At 56.9% G+C, this 14613-nt stretch carries 13 protein-coding genes and 2 pseudogenes; 13 read left to right on the forward strand and 2 right to left on the reverse strand.

Going from position 1 to position 14613, the window contains the following annotated elements; translation table 11 throughout:
- Positions 1 to 173 precede the first annotated feature (173 nt).
- Positions 174 to 1346, forward strand: a complete 1173-nt coding sequence (locus HJC00_RS29040; protein ID WP_259672338.1) for an ATP-binding protein — start codon at positions 174 to 176, stop codon at positions 1344 to 1346.
- Between the two features lie 494 nt (positions 1347 to 1840).
- Positions 1841 to 1990 carry a hypothetical protein gene (locus tag HJC00_RS32870; protein WP_246569480.1) on the forward strand — a complete coding sequence of 50 codons (150 nt, stop codon included), beginning with the start codon at positions 1841 to 1843 and terminating at the stop codon, positions 1988 to 1990.
- Between the two features lie 499 nt (positions 1991 to 2489).
- On the opposite strand, the pseudogene HJC00_RS33215 reads toward HJC00_RS32870, so the two are convergent.
- Positions 2490 to 2657, reverse strand: a pseudogene (locus HJC00_RS33215) (IS66 family transposase); the annotation flags it as partial.
- Positions 2658 to 2959: 302 nt separating this feature from the next.
- On the opposite strand from HJC00_RS33215, the gene HJC00_RS29050 reads away from it, so the two are divergent.
- From HJC00_RS29050 to HJC00_RS29090, 9 genes are all read left to right on the forward strand, one after another.
- On the forward strand, positions 2960 to 3811 hold the full coding sequence (locus HJC00_RS29050; protein WP_018484294.1) for an electron transfer flavoprotein subunit beta/FixA family protein: 852 nt from the start codon (positions 2960 to 2962) through the stop codon (positions 3809 to 3811).
- 17 nt (positions 3812 to 3828) lie between these two features.
- Positions 3829 to 4965: an electron transfer flavoprotein subunit alpha/FixB family protein gene (locus tag HJC00_RS29055; protein ID WP_207601000.1), complete on the forward strand. Its 1137-nt coding sequence runs from the start codon at positions 3829 to 3831 to the stop codon at positions 4963 to 4965.
- Entirely contained in the window at positions 4952 to 6259 is a 1308-nt protein-coding gene (locus HJC00_RS29060; protein ID WP_207246254.1) for an FAD-dependent oxidoreductase, read from the forward strand. Before HJC00_RS29055 ends, HJC00_RS29060 begins: the two co-directional genes overlap by 14 nt.
- A gap of 12 nt (positions 6260 to 6271) precedes the next feature.
- Positions 6272 to 6568: a ferredoxin family protein gene (locus tag HJC00_RS29065; RefSeq protein WP_027667869.1), complete on the forward strand. Its 297-nt coding sequence runs from the start codon at positions 6272 to 6274 to the stop codon at positions 6566 to 6568.
- A 195-nt stretch (positions 6569 to 6763) separates the two neighbouring features.
- Entirely contained in the window at positions 6764 to 8323 is a 1560-nt protein-coding gene (gene nifA / locus HJC00_RS29070; RefSeq protein ID WP_221165037.1) for a nif-specific transcriptional activator NifA, read from the forward strand.
- A gap of 214 nt (positions 8324 to 8537) precedes the next feature.
- Positions 8538 to 10031, forward strand: a complete 1494-nt coding sequence (gene nifB, locus HJC00_RS29075; RefSeq protein WP_221165027.1) for a nitrogenase cofactor biosynthesis protein NifB — start codon at positions 8538 to 8540, stop codon at positions 10029 to 10031.
- A 15-nt stretch (positions 10032 to 10046) separates the two neighbouring features.
- The gene (locus HJC00_RS29080; protein WP_018484288.1) at positions 10047 to 10241 is read left to right on the forward strand and encodes a 4Fe-4S dicluster domain-containing protein; all 195 of its coding nucleotides are present in this window, start codon (positions 10047 to 10049) and stop codon (positions 10239 to 10241) included.
- 267 nt (positions 10242 to 10508) lie between these two features.
- Positions 10509 to 10715: a putative nitrogen fixation protein NifT gene (gene nifT / locus HJC00_RS29085; RefSeq protein ID WP_017958633.1), complete on the forward strand. Its 207-nt coding sequence runs from the start codon at positions 10509 to 10511 to the stop codon at positions 10713 to 10715.
- Positions 10716 to 10851: 136 nt separating this feature from the next.
- Positions 10852 to 11901 carry a class I SAM-dependent methyltransferase gene (locus tag HJC00_RS29090; protein ID WP_221165028.1) on the forward strand — a complete coding sequence of 350 codons (1050 nt, stop codon included), beginning with the start codon at positions 10852 to 10854 and terminating at the stop codon, positions 11899 to 11901.
- A gap of 119 nt (positions 11902 to 12020) precedes the next feature.
- Here the strand turns inward: HJC00_RS29090 and HJC00_RS32880 are convergent.
- A pseudogene (locus HJC00_RS32880) lies at positions 12021 to 12272 on the reverse strand (DUF982 domain-containing protein).
- 486 nt (positions 12273 to 12758) lie between these two features.
- On the opposite strand from HJC00_RS32880, the gene HJC00_RS29095 reads away from it, so the two are divergent.
- Entirely contained in the window at positions 12759 to 12920 is a 162-nt protein-coding gene (locus HJC00_RS29095) for a hypothetical protein (protein WP_221165040.1), read from the forward strand.
- 163 nt (positions 12921 to 13083) lie between these two features.
- Positions 13084 to 14613, forward strand: coding sequence for an IS21 family transposase (gene istA, locus HJC00_RS29100; protein ID WP_221165038.1), 1530 nt, complete (start codon positions 13084 to 13086; stop codon positions 14611 to 14613).

The raw sequence follows: 14613 nt of genomic DNA on the forward strand, positions 1-14613 counted from the left end.
CCTTCGTGATCCAAAACCATCCGCACGGCTCGGGCGCGGACTTCCGGTGAAAACTTGTTCGTTGTCTTGCTCATATCGGCTCCACTTTCTCAGAAGTTGGAGCCTCCGGCAAACCCGGCGCGGTTCAGTCCCCTGAGCTCTTGGGCTTCCATCAAGAGTTCGAGATTTTCCCGATGAAGCTGTCAGACCTGACCACCTTTGAGGGAAAACGCGTCGTGCAGCTGACGCCCGTGCAATATCAGGACATCGACATTGGCGAAGATGAGCCCTATGCTTCGATTAGCAACGGTCTCTGGCTGATAACGATCGACGACGACATGCCTGCAGCAGTCATGCTGTCGAAGTTCCTTACCCGGTATGGTCCAAAGGTCCAGGTCGAAATTGCTCATCTGCCCAATGAGGTGGGTCATGTCTTCGCCGAGGGCTTTCTGCACACAATCGAGGCGCACGGCAAGAGCTCCCGATATTATCGCAACAAGGCTGTCTCTTTCGAGTTCAATGACTTCGGGGGCACTCACGAAACAATGAGGGTGCACAAGCTTCCTGCGGTAAGCCGGAACGACGTCGTGCTTTCCAAGGCGACTATGACCCAGCTCGATACGCACATCTTCGATTTTGTTAAATACCGGGGCGAGTTGAAGCGCCTCGGCCAGTCAGGACAGAAAGGGATCCTGCTCCACGGAGAGCCTGGCACCGGCAAGACCCATGTCGTCCACTATATCGCTGCCAACCTGCCCGGGCACAGTGTGGTTCTGGTCACGGCGGAGCAGATGCTGGATATGGAGGAACACTTTGCGCTGGCTCGTGTCCTACAGCCATGCATCATGGTGTTTGAGGATGTGGATCTGGTTGCCCGTTCACGCGATAATATTTCGGGCCAAAAGGCAGAAACCCACCTGAACCGTCTGTTGAACGAGTTGGATGGTCTTGGCGAAGATTCCGACATCGTCATTCTCCTGACCTCGAATAGACCGAGATCGCTCGAGGAGGCACTCGCCACCCGATCGGGCCGTGTAGATGCGGCGATTGAGATTCCTCTCCCTGATGACGATTGCCGCCAGCGCCTGTTCAAGCAATACGGTCACGCGCTGAACTTCCAGGATGGAGCCTTGGCCGAAGCCGTCCTTCGTTCAAAGGGTGCCAGCGCCGCATATGTCAAGGAAATTGTGCGCCGTCTCGCCCAACGGAGCATTATGAGAGGTGTCGCCCCACTCGTCTCACGCGAGGATGTTGAGGTGGTCTTCGCCGACGCTGAAGCAGCAGCCAGCTCTCTCAAGAGGAATGAGAAAACGGAAAGAAAATACATCATCGAGGAAGACGATGAAGACGATTGCTGCGGCTGCTGACACTTGAACCAATCAAACAGAGGATAGACGGCCGACCGGCGAATGACAGCGACGCCGGATAATCGCAAACAGCTGACGAAGCAATAGGGAAACTAAAGTTTAGAACCTCGCCCCAAGACATCGCCGGCGCAGCCCGCCGGAGGCTAAGTCCCCGGCACCTGACTTACAGGCGTCGCTTGCACAACCCCGCAGCGTCTAACACGGAGAAGCATAGTCGGTGTTCATGACTAATGGGAACTCTTTAATGACCTCGATCTGCATCAAGGCTCGGCGTCTTCCTGTCACGACGGGAACATCGCCACCCTCCCAAACGAAGGACACTATCGCAATGGCGGCCCGCACCCGCAGAAGCCATTTTAGACGAAGAGATCACAAGCGTGGGTCCAACAGACGGAACATGCGCCGCGTTTCGAAATCGAAGCAACTCGGCCTGATACTTGACACGCTCAATCCTGGCCTACGAAGCTCCGGATAGCTACTGGTGGAGAATGAAAATGACTTCCAGTTTAAATAGCGGCTCTCCAGCCCCGTCGATCGAAGCGCTGGACTGGCTACGCGGCGATCGGCTTCCAAACTTCAAGCTCGGCAAGATATACATCCTCGACTTCTTGCGACGGGCTGCGGTTATTGCCGGCCATCGCTGACCTACCTGGCGCAGCTGCAGGAGGGATATCGCGACATGGGAGTTGAGGTTATCGCGGTCGCATCGCGTGAGTAAGCTGCAACGGCCGACGAGGCCAGAGCTGAGGTGGACGCCATCGATCACTCAGGCGAAATGAATGAGCATTGGATCGATGCCAGCTATCTTTCGGCGTTCCACAGGCGTTCGTTGTCGATCGCGACGGCAGCATCGCCTTTATCGGCATCTGGGTGCGATCGAGGACGTTTTGCCAAAAGTCATTGACGGCAGCTGGCGTGCCAGCGCGGAAGCAAAAAAATGCCGAAAAGGAGCGTATTGCTGCAGGCGAGACTTACGCAGCGGAGCTCGTTCCATGACGAACTCGGCGGCGACACAGATCAAGGGCTGGAATACGGCGCTTTCGGCCGTTGAGGAGGGCATCAACCTGAACCTGGACAACATCTCCTTGCGCCGTTGTCATTTCGGGACATTGATCGGAAGAATGCGCTTCATGGAGGCGGGCGGGATAAAGTGGCGATCCTGCCCGGCAAGCGGCGCGGTCATCGGGGCAATGACAACAGGCGTATTGAGGCCGGTCCGGTCGTAATGGCGGCATGCATACTTGAGCCCCACATTCTGCAGGACCTTCGCCTCACATCAATATGGAGCTGCTCGGTGACGGCCTCACCCATGTGCGGGCCACCGCGCCGGAACTTTGTACCCGCGGTCCATCTCGGAGATCCTTATCATCTCCCGGCTCGTAGCGCAGCCATCATGACTTAACCGAGTTGACGCTAATGGGCCGCCCTCTCCATCGCGTGGTAATTGGGCGGATTGCGACACGACATGTCGGCAACCCTACAACATCCTCCGCATAGCGACAACGAAACACGTGCAATCCCGAAGGGTTACCGCCGCAACCTGATTGGCACGAGCAGTGCTCACAGAAAGCCGGGTCCCTAGAGCCCAAATTAGATTGGGAGCTTAAACGACTATGCACATCGTGGTCTGTATCAAACAGGTTCCGGACTCTGCGCAGATACGCGTACACCCGGTGACAAATACGATCATGCGCCAAGGCGTACCGACCATCATTAACCCTTACGACCTGTTTGCTCTCGAAGAGGCACTACAAGTTCGTAACCGCTATGGGGGCGAGGTGACTGTTCTCACGATGGGGCCGCCCATGGCTGAGCAAGCGCTACGCAAAGCCCTCACCCACGGCGCAGATCGCGCAGTGCTTCTCACCGACCGCCACTTTGCTGGATCTGACACGCTGGCGACCTCGTATGCTCTTTCTCAAGCAGTAGCGAAGATTGGCGAGAGCTATGGGGCGCCAGATATCGTCTTTACCGGAAAGCAGACAATTGACGGCGACACGGCCCAGGTCGGGCCCGGAATTGCAAAGAGGCTGAACCTCCAGCAACTGACTTACGTAACGAAGATTGTCTCCATTGATCCCACTTCGCGCGAGCTCATGGTTGAACGACACGCGGAGAGCGGCACGCAGATGCTGAAGAGCACGTTGCCGTGTCTCATCACCGTGCTGGAAGGTGTCAATGCAATCCGCCGGGGCTCTCTCGATGACGCCTTCCGTGCCGCGCGAAGCCCGGTTCTTAAATGGGGGGCCGCTGACGCCGGCATTGGGGAGTTGACCAAATGCGGCCTAAGGGGATCGCCGACGGTCGTGAAGCGAGTATTCGCTCCTGGTCCGCGCGCCGAAAAAGCTATGCAAATGGACATTAACGACAAAACGTTGGCCGAGGTCGCGGCGGACACGGTCGCTGCAATTTTTGCCCGCGAGCCTGTTTTGGAACGCAAGCTCACGTCCCATGGCAATCGGTGAGCAGCGAGGAGTAGATTTTGGTCGCTAGAAAAAATGAAACGCCGGCAAACGCGGTCGGCCGCGCCAGCTCAGGGAAAAAGCTGCTTAAGTGTTTCGAAGATCACCGGCACGTCTGGGTCTTCATGGAACTTGAGCGCGGCAAGGTTCATCCCGTATCGATTGAACTCCTCGGCGAAGGCCGCAGACTAGCCGATAAGCTGGGCGTCCAACTGGCCGGGGTAATCCTCGGTTCGTCTGAAGGCGTGGGGACCAAGCCGGCGATCGAAGAGGCCTTCGCTTACGGAGCTGATGTCGCCTATCTGGTAGAGTCGCCCCTCCTCGCAAACTATCGAAACGAACCCTTCACCAAGGCTTTGACGGATCTGGTCACTACTCACAAACCAGAAATTCTGCTTCTCGGCGCGACCACGCTCGGCCGCGACCTCGCCGGTGCTGTAGCAACGACCTTACAAACGGGGCTTACGGCTGATTGCACCGAGCTGGATGTTGATGGAGATGGTTCACTCGCAGCGACGCGGCCAACTTTCGGCGGGTCCTTGTTGTGCACGATCTACACGCTGAACAGCCGGCCACAAATGGCAACGGTGCGGTCCAGGGTCATGGCGACGCCGCAACGTGCGGATAAGCCAATTGGGCGCGTTATCCAGCACGAACTCACAATGGTCGAGGAAGCGATCGTCACCAAAGTCCTCGCATTCCTCTGCAACGACGGTTCTGAGCAATCCAATCTGGCCAACTCCGACATCGTGGTTGGGGGCGGACTCGGCCTCGGCGCTGCGGGAAACCTGCAGCACTTGAGAAACCTTGCAACGACGATCGGCGGGGGAGTCGGGTGCTCGCGCCCACTGGTCCAAAAAGGCTGGATGCCTGCTGATCGACAAATTGGTCAGTCCGGCCATACCATTAGACCTAAGCTCTACATCGCGGCGGGAATATCTGGCGCGGTCCAGCATCGCGTTGGCGTCGAAGGAGCCGATCTGATTGTCGCTATCAACCTCGACCAGAAGGCTCCGATCTTTGACTTCGCCCACATCGGCGTTGTCGCTTGCGCGCTGGAGTTCTTGCCGGCGTTGACAGAAGCTTTCGCCAGGCGAATGCCACCGCACAACTCTATCAAGGGTATGGATCGAGGAAGGCTAGATGACCAAGAGTAAGTTCGACGCGATCGTCATTGGTGCCGGTATGTCCGGCAACGCCGCAGCGTATTCGATGGCTCGTCGCGGTCTAAAAGTGCTGCAACTGGAGCGCGGAGAACATTCGGGCTCTAAGAATGTTCAGGGGGCTATATTATATGCGAACATGTTGGAGGCGATTATCCCAAACTTCCGAGATGACGCTCCCCTGGAACGGCATCTGGTCGAGCAACGATTCTGGCTAATGGATGACTCGTCGCACACGGGCGTGCACTATCGCTCTGATGACTTTAATGAACTGAAGCCAAACCGGTATACGATCATCCGTGCCCAGTTTGACAAATGGTTCTCATCCAAGGTGCGCGAGGCGGGCGGCACAGTCCTTTGTGAAACGACAGCGACGAAACTTGCTCGAGATCGGAGCGGTAGTGTAATAGGCGTTTACACGGACCGAGAGGGCGGTGTGATCCTCGCGGACGTAGTCGTCCTCGCTGAGGGCGTGAACGGACTGCTTGGAACACGAGCCGGCTTGCGCGATATGCCGAAGCCAGAAAATGTGGCACTCGCTGTCAAGGAAATGCATTTTATGCCGGAAGAGGTCATCGCAGAGCGCTTCGGCCTCACCGGTGGCGAAGGCTGTGTGATCGAAGCCGGCGGCACGATTTCACGCGGAATGGCCGGACTGGGCTTCCTTTATACCAACAAGGAGTCGATCTCTGTGGGGATCGGCTGTCTCGTCTCCGGTTTAGCGGAAAGCATGGAAAATCCGTACCGCCTTCTTGACGCCTTCAAGCAACATCCATCCATCCGACCATTACTGGCGGGATCCGAGATCAAAGAATACGCCGCACATCTTATCCCTGAGGGAGGCTTCAAGGCAATCCCACAGCTCTTTGGCAACGGGTGGGTCGTCGTGGGCGACGCGGCGCAATTAAACAATGCCGTGCATAGGGAGGGATCAAACCTTGCGATGACATCAGGCCTCATGGCGGGTGAAGCGATCTTCCAGATAAAGAGCCGCGGCGGTCTCATGACGAAGCACAATCTCTCTCTCTATAAGGGTATGCTGGATAAGTCGTTCGTCATGAAAGACTTGATGAAACACAAAGATCTTCCAAGCCTCCTCCACACCGACAGTCACAATTTTCTCATGACGTATCCAACGCTTATATCTCAGGCGGCGCAAAATTTTGTGCGCGTCGACGGTGCACCTAAAATCAACAGGGAGAAGGCCACAGCTGCCTCCTTTATCAACGCACGATCCCGTTGGGGGTTGATTAGCGACGCGGTCCGCTCCGCCGTATCTTGGCGTTAAAAGGAAAATTCGATGAAGGCGACCACCATTGAGCGCATTGAGGATAAGCTGTACCAAAACCGATATCTCGTCGATACTGGACGCCCACACATTACGGTGCGGCCGCATCGGTCGCCAAGCCCAAGCCTGCTCGCCTTGACGCAAATCTGTCCGGCCAAATGCTACGAGGTGAACGATGTTGGTCAGGTGGCAATTGTTTCGGATGGCTGCTTGGAATGCGGCACATGCAGAGTGTTATGCGAAGCGAGTGGCGACATAAAGTGGAATTATCCCCGGGGCGGGTTCGGGGTCCTCTTCAAATTCGGATGAAGAGTTCCTACCTCCGGCGGGATAGCAGCGATCGATGCAGCTGCATTAGCGGCGGCGATTAAATGTGCATCCACTCAAACTTTCGAAAGGCTAATTTTTACGCCGTCGATAACACCTATCGTTAACTTAGGAATATGCGGCGACATATTTCGCGCACTAGGGTAAAAAGCAGTGCACCCTCCCCTGTTTGCAGGCATGATTAAACCAGAGGCGCGGCTCCATATACTCTACGACATATCCAAAGAGCTTATCTCTTCTTTTCCTCTCGACAACGTGCTGAAGGCTGCCATGAACGCCCTCGTCGAGCATCTGCTATTGCGCGATGGCGGAATCGTGATTCACGGCTCCGGAGGAGAGCCCTGGATAAACGTACGGGCTCCCATTGGGCACGATGTTCGCTCACGTTCTCTGACGCTTGAACAGGCGGACGCAATAAATCGTGTCATCGCTAGCGGTGAGAAGCACTTTGGGAAAAATTCTGCCGTTCTCCCCGTTAAAGTAAACCGGAAAGCAATTGGCGCATTGTGGATTGATTTCGCGCAGAAAAGCGGAGATCAGGACGAAACCCTTCTGGCAATGATTGCCGTCCTGATCGGCTTAACCTGCCAGCGCTATCGCGAATCGTGCAGCGATGGCGGCTCAGTCGCCGAGGAACAACAAGCAGGACAGATTCCGAAAATCAAGCCGAAGCCTCAACCCACCCACCTCGACAAAATCGACTGGATCGTTGGGGAGAGCCCCGCGCTCAAGAGGGTATTAGCTACCACCAAGATCGTGGCCGCGACGAACTCCGCGGTGCTCTTGAGAGGAGAGAGCGGCACTGGCAAGGAATGCTTTGCAAGAGCAATACACGCGTTGTCGATACGGAAAAGCAAGGCATTTATTAAGTTGAATTGCGCCGCGCTGTCGGAAACCGTTCTGGAATCCGAATTGTTTGGCCATGAGAAGGGCGCTTTCACTGGCGCTCTCCTTCAACGAGCTGGGCGTTTCGAACTGGCCAATGGCGGAACGCTGTTGCTTGATGAAATTGGCGATGTATCCCCACAATTCCAGGCGAAGTTATTGCGCGTCTTGCAGGAAGGCGAATTCGAACGTCTCGGCGGAACGAAGACATTGAAAGTAGACGTTCGAGTTATCTGCGCCACCAACAAGGACCTTGAAGTGGCCGTCCTTCGAGGGGAGTTCAGAGCCGACCTCTATTACCGGATCAATGTGGTGCCGATCATTTTGCCGCCACTTCGGCAGCGCGACGGTGACATTTCGCTTCTAGCGCAAGTGTTCCTCGAGCAATTCAACAAGGCAAATGATCGAAATTGCGACTTCGCCCCGTCGGCCATAGACATTTTGTCGAAATGCGCCTTCCCCGGCAATGTTCGCGAGCTGGACAACTGCGTTCAAAGGACCGCCACTCTCGCCAGTTCAAATACCATCACTTCATCGGATTTTGCCTGTCAGCAAGACCAGTGTTCTTCGGCGCTCCTCTGGAAAGACGCCCGCGACGGCACTGGCAACGGCCCGGTGCATAGTCTCAACCCGCGAGATACAATGTTAGGCGGACTGGGGGCCAACGTAGGTACTCCCAGCGGTGCCGCAGCCACAATCGAGGCAGCGGGTCTCACTGAGCGTGATCGGCTGATCAATGCAATGGTGAAGGCTGGCTGGGTACAGGCCAAAGCGGCTCGTATCCTGGGTAAGACGCCGCGGCAGGTCGGCTATGCGCTACGCCGGCATCGTATCGATGTGAAGAAAGACTAAGCGGAGAACGATATGAAGAATGTCGTAAGCTTTGGTTGAGTCGGCCTAACGACTTCGGGCGCGATCCTGTCTTGATTTCTACAAAACATCTCCGGCAGCAAGCGGGAAAAGAGGGCGGTAAAGGCGACATAAGCGCTGAAACAACAATGTCGCGTCGACCGGAATCTCTCTTGCTTTTGGAGCTGTAACCATTCCTCACCAGTGGAACAGTGCAATGTCGGAACCGGAGATAAAGGTCGGGACGACCACCAGTGCCCCCTTCGACCGGGCGCCGATGGCTCCCGCTATGCACGGCGGCCGCGCATCTTCGTCCTATGACCTTTCGGTGACGGATGACATAGATGCGCGGATCTGGGAGAGAATCAAAGATCATCCCTGCTTTTCAGAGCAAGCCCATCACTATTTCGCTCGCATGCATGTCGCGGTCGCACCTGCGTGCAACATCCAGTGCAACTACTGCAATCGCAAATATGATTGCACCAACGAAAGCCGTCCCGGGGTCGCATCAGTAAAGCTAACTCCCGACCAGGCACTACGCAAGGTGCTTGCCGTCGCCAGCAAAGTGCCGGAGCTTTCCGTAATCGGCGTTGCCGGACCGGGCGACGCTTGTTACGACTGGAGGAAAACAGTCGCGACGTTTGAAGGAGTTGCGAGAGAAATACCTGACATTAAACTATGCATCTCCACCAATGGATTGGCGCTTCCGGATCATGTCGATGAGCTAGCTGACATGAATATCGATCACGTGACGATCACTATCAACATGGTGGATCCGGAGATAGGGGCGAAGATCTATCCGTGGATACTCCACGGGCATCGTCGATACACTGGCATAGAAGCTGCCAGGATCCTTCACGAGCGCCAAATGTTGGGTTTGGAATTGCTGACCAAGCGCGGCATCCTCACCAAAATCAATTCGGTTATGATTCCAGGCGTCAATGACACGCACCTCGTCGAAGTTAACCGATGGATCAGAGACCGCGGCGCATTCATGCACAATGTGGTGCCCCTGATTTCCAAGCCTTCGCATGGTACTTATTACGGTCTTACGGGTCAGCGTTGCCCGGAGCCGTTCGAACTGAAGGCACTTCAAGATTGTCTCGATGGTAACATTAAGCTTATGCGTCACTGCCAACAATGCCGGGCCGACGCCATCGGTTTGTTGGGCGATGATCGCGAGCGAGAGTTTGCCCTCGACCAGATCTCCACCAAAGTTGAATTCGACACCAGCAAGCGCGAGGCCTATCGCAAGCTGGTCCAGCACGAGCGAGGGGATCAACTGGCAGCAAAATTGGACGCGAACAAAGCAGTCAAGTCACTGAGTTCTTCGGGAACCCTTGCTGTTGCCGTGGCGACTAAAGGTGGCGGCCGGATCAACGAACATTTCGGTCAGGCAAGAGAATTCCAAGTGTATGCAGTCTCACGAAAGGGGATCAACTTGGTGGGACACCGCAAGGTCGAGCAGTATTGCCTCGGTGGTTTAGGCGAGAAGGCCACTCTCGATCACACTATCGTTGCACTCGACGGCATCGACATTCTGCTTTCTTCCAAAATCGGCGATTGCCCAAAGAAGCGGCTGGCAGAAACTGGCGTGCGAGCCAGTGACGCATTTTCCTATGATTACATCGAGACTGCGATTGGCGCGCTATACGCCGCCGAGTTTGGCGGCAAACCGGCGATGCCGACGGCTTTAGGCCCCTCTAATTGAATCAGGAGCTAAAACATGGCCTTCAAGATCATTATATCCCAATGCACCCAGTGCGGCGCTTGCGAATTTGAATGTCCCTCAGATGCGATCAGTTTCAAAGGTGAGGGATATGTTGTGGATTCAAAAAAATGTACCGAGTGCAGGGGTGAGTTCGACACGCAACAATGCGCTTCGGTGTGTCCGATGCCGAAGACCTGCGTCCCTGCCTGATCGTCACCAGACTAAAGCGCAAAGAATGGGACGAGTGGCCAGTGGTCTCCTAGGCGAATATGAGGTTAAAAATTCACGTACCACCAATATCCCATCCAGTGAGCGATGCGCGCAACCTGAGTAGCCGACGTGGGCCCCGGAACGGATGCCGTCCAAGACAGAGCCATAACGGAGGTGTCGGCCTGGTCATATGTCGTACCAAAATAATAGGCTTTGATAACGCTCGACTTTCGATCTTCAAAGCCGCCGTAGCGAGAAGGGACATGCATGAGAGTGACAATCAGCAGAACTGACGTCGGCTTATCGGTCTATATTCACAAGAAAGACCTTGAGGAACCGATCATCTCGGTTGAGCACAAAAACCTATGGGGCGGCTTCATTTTGCTGAAAAATGGATGGCGGATAGCCCTCCCCGACCTATCGCAGAACAGGCGCCTGCCCGTTACTGTCGACGCGAGGAGGCTATCCAGTTAGCGTGTGCGCGGGTCGATAGATGAGCGTCGATTCCAAGTGCAAGCGGGCATACACCCCAAATAGAGGGCATCGAGTTCCCGATCCCTTGAAGGCGGCCATCGGCAAGAGGCCGCCCGTAAATAAGGAGGAGTCCGACATGACCCAACTCAACGACACAACGCTTGAGAAGCTCGTGGACCGCATCTTTGGCGACCTTGGCGGTGCATTCAGCGTGCCGCTGGTGCGGATCGGCGATGACCTCGGCCTCTACAAGACGCTGAAGGAGATCGGACCCGCGACGGCCGAGGAGGTTGCCGTGGCCGCTAGATGCGCGCCTCGCTATGTGCGCGAGTGGCTGGCAGCGCAGGCGGCTTCGGGCTATGTGCATTACGAGAATGGCCAGTTCTCGCTCACGCCGGAGCAGGCCTATGTGTTTGCTGAACCCGACAGCCCGTTCAACCTGATTGGCGCGTTCGATACCGCTGCCGCGATGGTCGGAAATCAGCCGAAGGTGCAGTCTGCCTTCAAGACCGGTGAAGGCGTTGCCTGGGGCGACCAGGCTGGCTGCATGTTCTGCGCTGTAGCGCGGCTGTTCCGCCCTGGTTACGTCAATGCGCTGGTCCAGGAGTGGCTGCCGGCGCTCGATGGCGTGATCGCCAAGTTAAAATCGGGTGCAACGGTGGCCGACGTCGGTTGCGGGCACGGGGTATCGACGGTGCTGATGGCGCAGGCCTTTCCCAATTCCTGGTTTGTGGGCTACGACTTCCATATGGGCTCGATCGCGGCTGCGAAAGCGCACGCTGAGGCGCACGGGTTGACGAACGTGCAGTTCGAGGTGGGCCGAGCGGAAGATTTCGACGGCCGGGATTTCGACTTGATCACCTGCTTCGACTGCCTGCACGACATGGGCGACCCGAAAGCCGCGGCGTCTCATATCAGAAAGGCGCTGAAGGACGGCGGCACGTGGATGGTCGTCGAGCCGATCGCGGGAGATACGTTGGAGGAGAACATCAATCCGGTCGGGCGCCTCTACTACTCGGCGTCGACGATGATCTGCGTTCCCACCTCGCTTGCGCAGGAGACAGGGCTGGCGCTAGGCGCGCAGGCAGGCGAACGGCGGCTGACCGAGGTGATCCGGTCCGGCGGCTTCACCCATATCAGGCGCGCGGCCCAGAGCTCGCTCAACATGGTGCTCGAAGCAACCTGATGGCAAGGAGTGGCGCGTCCGTGTCCGGCCAGCTGGGGCGGGCGCTCCGCGCAGACGTGACGTCGAAAGCGGGTAGCCTTTGAGATTCGGACTATCCTGGGGCTCGAGGGCAGATCCGGTCATCGCGCTCTAACTCCCTGCCGGACGAGAGAGAGCTGCGATACCCGCCTCATCGGCCACATGCAGAAGCGCTTACCGGAGTTGTTCCGGGGCAGTCTTACCGCTCAATGCGTCGACGCAAGCTTTGACGGCAGCCACATATTCCTCGCCGTCATAGCGTCGTTGATCAAGAGACGCGCCGCGTTGCCCAGCGTTCACACGATCTTGCGAGATGCCGGGCCTTGCAACGCAAACCCGCATTCTTTGTCCAGCGTGCCTTGGACCCAGCGTGCTTCGTCGTTGACTGTATCGCCTCTATCCTGCGCCATTTTAGCCGAGTGGCTTTCTGACGGGACCGTAACGGTATTCGAGAGGCAATTGAAAGTGAGGCGAGACACCGTCCGAAGATGGCTCGCTCAGTTGTTGGTAATGATTTACGAACGCCCGCTTACGATGGTTTTCATGTCTGGCTGCCAATGCCTCGATTTAATGCCGAAACATTGTGCAAGGGGGCTTTGGCCTCAGGCGTGATCGTTATTCCTCCCGCGCAACGGTTGTTGATCCTATGATCATAAACGCCGGTGATCGCTTATGTCTGGGAAGCGTCGTGGTCCGATTTATCGTCAGCTATAGCAACGATATCGAAAATCCCTGAACAATCTCAATGAAAGCCGTTCTGAAGTGTCGATAACCTACTGAGATTCTGTTCAGGGTCATCGCTTATCGGCTAGACTGGTAACACGACGACTGAAAAGATCATGGATTTCGACATTGCCAATCTGCTCGATTCAGACGAGGCAATGGAAGCCGGCGATTCAAAATTTATCGCCTCAGCCCTCGGCGTTCTTGCCGCGCGAGGCGCACCTGACAGCCGTTGTCGTATCCTTAGAATGCAAATTCCGAGGCAATCCGCCCCCTGATTCCGAAATGATCTCGCCCCCCGATTCCGAGAATTAGTCGCCCCCTTGTTCCGAGATGATGCCGCCCCTTCGGAAGGGATATGGCGTGGGTGTTCTGCCGGTGTGAAGTTCCTTCCGTCGATAGTGATGGGGAAGGAACGGGATGCCTGCGGAGAGACTGGAGATGCGGCGTGTCCGCGAGATACTGAGATATCGGGCCGAGCAAGGACTGGGCCACAAATCGATTGCGGTTCGGGTCGGGGCAGCTCCGTCGACGGTGCGCGAGACCCTGCGGCGTGCGACGGCTGCGGGGCTTTCATGGCCGTTGGATGACGAGGTGAGCGATGCCGTCCTGGAGGCGGCGCTCTACAAGGCGGCCGGGACAAAGACGGGTCATCGCCGGGCCCCGGAGCCGAACTGGGCCGAGGTCCATCGCGAGCTCAAGCGCAAGCACGTGACGCTGCAAATCCTCTGGGACGAATATATCGGCCGTTATCCGGATGGCTATCGCTACAGCCGGTATTGTGACCTTTACCGTGGCTGGGCACTGAAACTGCCGGTGACGATGCGGCAGGAGCATGCGAGCGGCGACAAGCTGTTCGTCGATTATGCCGGCGACACGGTGACGGTCGTCGTTGATCGGCTGTCGGGCAAGACGCGGCAGGCGCACTTGTTCGTGGCGGTCCTGGGAGCGTCCAGCCTTTCGTTCGCGCAGGCGCGCTGGACAGAGACACTACCCGACTGGATCGAATGCCATGTTCAGGCGCTGGAGTTCTTCGGCGGTTCGCCGGCGCTTCTTGTGCCCGACAATGCCAAGGTGGCGATCATCAAGGCGTGCCACTTCGATCCCCAGGTCAACAGGACCTATTGCGCCATGGCGGCGCACTATGGGAGCGCGGTCCTTCCGACACGACCGCGGCGGCCGCGCGACAAGGCGAAAGTGGAAGCTGCGGTTCGTATCGTCGAGCGCTGGCTGTTGGGCCGGCTGCGCCATCGCGTCTTCTACAGTCTCGCCGAGGTCAATGCAGCGATCATGGAGTTGCTCCATGACCTCAACGACATCAGGGTCTTGCGTCGGGTCAATTGCACGCGGCGTCAATTATTCGAGGAACTCGATCGTCTGGCTTTACGGCCATTGCCTGTCGAGCGCTATGTCTTCGCCGAATGGCGTATCCGGCGCGCTGGACTGGATTACCACGTCGAGATCGAACGGCATTATTACTCCGTTCCCTATCGCTTTGCCCGCGAGCAGGTAGAGGCACGCATCACCGCCAATACGATCGAGATATTCCATAAGGGCGAGCGGATTGCCGCGCACCGCCGCTCGAGCGGCAACGGCAAGCACACGACCATCCCCGATCATATGCCCTCGGCGCATCGTCGGTTCGCCGACTGGACGATCGAACGCATTCGACGCGAAGCCTCAGCCATGGGGCCGGATGTCGACCTGTTGTGCGAGCGCATCCTTGCCGACCGGCCCCATCCAGAGCAGGGCTTTCGCGCCTGCCTCGGGATTATCCGCCTTAACAAGAGCTTCGGCCGCGACAGAGTCAATGCCGCTTGCGCCCGAGCGCTGGAGATCGGGGCCCGGACCTATGGCTCGGTGCGCTCCATCCTCGACAATCGCCTCGACCGCACGGCGAGCTCGAATGGAGCCGCCTCGCACGAACCGATCCACCACGAGAACATCCGCGGACCTCGCTATTACCACTAA

Source organism: Rhizobium sp. NLR22b (assembly GCF_019685295.1).
Lineage (GTDB): Bacteria > Pseudomonadota > Alphaproteobacteria > Rhizobiales > Rhizobiaceae > Rhizobium.